Origin of the sequence: Pseudoclavibacter sp. JSM 162008 (assembly GCF_041366455.1) — a bacterium.
Lineage (GTDB): Bacteria > Actinomycetota > Actinomycetes > Actinomycetales > Microbacteriaceae > Pseudoclavibacter.
Map to the genome: position 1 here is coordinate 1 of NZ_JBEWYX010000039.1, position 2,570 is coordinate 2,570.

The 2,570-nt window shown below is 62.8% G+C and carries 2 protein-coding genes; one reads left to right on the forward strand and one right to left on the reverse strand.

The window, feature by feature from the left end:
• Nucleotides 1–111: 111 nt before the first annotated feature.
• Nucleotides 112–285 (reverse strand): hypothetical protein, encoded by a 174-nt coding sequence (locus tag ABVF28_RS17155; RefSeq protein WP_371031449.1) that lies wholly within the window; start codon nucleotides 283–285, stop codon nucleotides 112–114.
• A gap of 255 nt (nucleotides 286–540) precedes the next feature.
• Between ABVF28_RS17155 and ABVF28_RS17160 the strand changes: the two genes are divergently transcribed.
• Nucleotides 541–1,200, forward strand: coding sequence for a maleylpyruvate isomerase family mycothiol-dependent enzyme (locus ABVF28_RS17160; RefSeq protein WP_371031450.1), 660 nt, complete (start codon nucleotides 541–543; stop codon nucleotides 1,198–1,200).
• The last annotated feature ends 1,370 nt before the right edge of the window (nucleotides 1,201–2,570 follow it).

The following is a 2,570-nucleotide window of genomic DNA, read 5'->3' on the forward strand; positions in this document are numbered from 1 at the left end:
GGCCTTCCTCGGGCTGGTGTGTGGTCAGAGACCACCAGCATCGAGGAAGGCCCGCCTCATGCGGCGGAGCGACCCAGAGTGGGGAATTTCGATGAGCAGAACCGAGGAATTTCAGTGAGCGCCGTCAACGCGGAGTGCTCCGAAGACGCCACTCATCGCCATCATCAGATAGAGGTTCTCGTTCAGGTAGGGCAGCGCGAAGATGTTGACTCGTTCGGTGATCTCGATCTGGGGCACGCCCAGTGCGAGCAAGACGACGAGGCCGATCAGTACAGATAGCTCCATGAGTACGCCTTGCGTGATCAGGAGGCCGCTCGCCCATCGAAGTCGCGCAGTACGGGTCCGAGGTGAAGTCACGTCCCAAACGTACTGGCCCTCCACGGTTTGGGCCGCTGCTGGGCGCAGTAAGGGTCACTCGACCACGCGCACGCGCTTGCCGCGCCTCGCTCCCCCGGTTGTGAGTCCCTGAGACATCTCAAAACCCATGGGTTTCGCGAGCTTGAAGTCGGGCGCAGAGGCCATTGTGTGCGACGGTGAGGCGTGGACTTTGTTGACTGCTCCAGAAACAATGGTGGAGTGAATCGGGGTGACGTCTGGTCCAGTGTTGATGCCGAGCGAAGGTCGGTGGTAGCGGATCTCGAATCGCTGGAGCCGTCACGGTGGGCGCTGCCTTCGCTGTGCGCGGGGCTTTCGGTGCGAGAGGTACTGGCGCATATGACGGTCAGCGGGGCGGTGTCTGGGCCGCGATGGTTTGCTGGCGTCGTTCGTGCGCGGTTCGACTTCGATCAGCAGGTGCATGATCGTCTCCGCGAGCAGCTCGGTCGTGACGGTGTGGACACCTTGCGCCGGTTCGCGGCGACGGTCGGCAGTCGTGTGTCGCCTCCTCTGCCGAGGTTGGCGCTGCTGGGTGAGATGGTCGTGCACGGTGAGGACATCCGTTGGTCGTTGGGGATTGAGCGGACGTATCCGCCCGTAGTCCTTGCGGCACTGTTGCGGTACTACGCGAGCACGGACCAGGTGGTGGTCGCCAAGAAGCGGGTTCGAGGCCTCAAGCTTGAAGCGACCGATCAGGACATTGTCGTGGGACGGGGGGACGTGGTTCGAGGTCCTGCGCTCGCGCTCATTATGGCCATGGTCGGGCGGAGCGCGTTCCTCCCGCAACTTTCGGGGTCCGGCGCGTCGGTTCTTGCTGCGAAGTAGCGCGAACCTACCTCTCGGACGACCGAGTGTTCGTCGGTGGCTACCGCTGTCGCATCGGGACGACCCAAAACCCAAGGGTTTCGCGAAAATCCTCGCGGCGGTGAAGGTAGGTGGGAGCCTCGTGCCCGCAGCACTAGGCTCCACGCATCTGGCCCGGCTCAAACGGGCTGCCACTCTCTCCATGCTGCGGGCAGGACGCCCCCCGTGAGGAGTGAAGGACGCCTTGGGCAGACGCTAGGAGGGTATCGCTCGCTCCCCGCCATGCGCAACGGCCGAAACTCTAGGGTTTCGCGAAAATCCTCGCGGCGGTGAAGGTAGGTGGGAGCCTCGTGCCCGCAGCACTAGGCTCCACGCACCTGGCCCGGCTCAAACGGGCTGCCACTCTCTCCATGCTGCGGGCAGGACGCCCCCCCGTGAGGAGTGAAGGACGCCTTGGGCAGACGCTAGGAGGGTATCGCTCGCTCCCCGCCATGCGCAACGGCCGAAACTCTAGGGTTTTAAGGCGAGAGGTGGTAGGCGTGAGCCTTGATTAGACCCAGTGGGGCAACCAAGCGGGACGCCACCAGGTGGCGGACACGGACCGCGCGCATTTGCTGTTCTGGGTCATTGACATCTGGTACGCCCCATCCTCGTCATAGACGCAGACTTGGACGCTTGGTGCCATCGACGAGACGTAGGCGGGTGGCATTTGTAGGGAGCTCAAGTTCTGACCCCGGGCCTCGTTAGATAAGCCGCTTGGGACCTGGACGTCCACTCTCAACGCGGTGGTTCCACTGCTGTCGTGGGACACGTGGTAAGCCGTGGCCCCGTTGAGAGACGTGGCCAGATTTACCGCCGCAGCTTCACGTCCAAATGGGTCCAGCAGTAGTCGAATGAGCACGCTCCCGCCCCAGAAAAACAGGAGGCAGAGCACCACGGCGGACGTTGCCGTGAATAGCGCTATCCGCCGGCGCTTCACTCTGCTCGCTCGCTTGTTCGTCGTGTCCTCAACCAGTTGCTTGCTCGGATTTAGTCTTGCGTGACCGAGGTTCGTCTCGGGGAGTGCGTGGCCGTCCGGTCTCGCGCGTGAGTCCATGGCATCGAATGTAGTGCGAACGGTGCCGTGTGCTGCTCTGGTTCTCGACTGATGGGCTAACGATCCGATGTAGCCCGCCATTGCTCGGTCACGGGAAGGTCACGAAGGGTCGTGATGCAGGGCGATGACTGGCTCGTTGTCGCATAACCTCGGTGTTTCAAAACCCATGGGTGGTGTCAGCCGGTCGTCGCAACACCTGGTCTTGGTGGGTTCGAGAGTAGCTCTTCGAGGGCGGCGGCAGGGGTTCTGCCGCCGAGGGTTTTGCGTGGCCGCTGGTTGAGTTCTGTCGCGACTT

Coding starts and splice junctions, on each gene's coding strand:
- ABVF28_RS17155 (WP_371031449.1), bottom strand. CDS start 285: ATGGAGCTATCTGTACTGATCGGCCTCGTCGTCTTGCTCGCACTGGGC.